The 624-nt window shown below is 78.4% G+C and carries 1 protein-coding gene; it reads right to left on the bottom strand.

Annotated elements, in window-relative coordinates:
* A partial coding sequence (locus ACYVE9_RS29990) for a hypothetical protein (RefSeq protein WP_461031005.1) occupies positions 1–624 on the bottom strand: 624 nt, incomplete at both ends.

Genomic DNA, 624 nt, shown 5'->3' with positions numbered 1-624 from the left:
TTCACCGCCGGCTGCCAGCCCACCGGCGTCGGCGGGAGCACCGCCTCCCGCAGGAACCGGCTGCCGTACCACCAGCGCACGCCGGCGCCCACCGCCGCCAGCAGCCCCACCGAGAGCAGCGCGACGCCCAGCACACCCGGCAGGGGCCACGGCCGGCCCTCGGCACCGTACGCGGCGGCGAGCCCGGTGGTGGCGAAGGCGACCAGCGGGAGGGCTCCGACCGCGCCCACCGCCGTCAGCTGACGCTGCACCCGATCGGTGTCCCACTCCTCGTGCGCCACCGCCCGCGCCGCCTGGAGCCGCTGGAGGGGCCTGCCGCCGTGGCGGCGGTTCGCCAGCAGCACGACCAGCACCAGCACGGTGTGCACGCCCACCAGCGCGGCGAGCCCCCACCACAGGTCGATCATCATCAGCAGCGCGGGGGCCACGACCAGGGCGCCGCGCAGCAGTTCCTCACCGCTCGGCCGCCGCCGGGCGGGCCCGTCACTCTCGGAGCCGAGCAGCGAGGCCCGCTCCCTGGCCTGGTCGCGTTCCCGCCGGGCCCGCCGGGCACCCGAGCCGAACCGGCCCAGGCCGCGCGGGTACCGCTCCAGGCACCTGGCCAGCGCGAGCTGCGCCTCGCCC

It is taken from the genome of Streptomyces sparsus (assembly GCF_054776295.1).
This window is presented reverse-complemented; position numbering and strand designations above follow the sequence as displayed.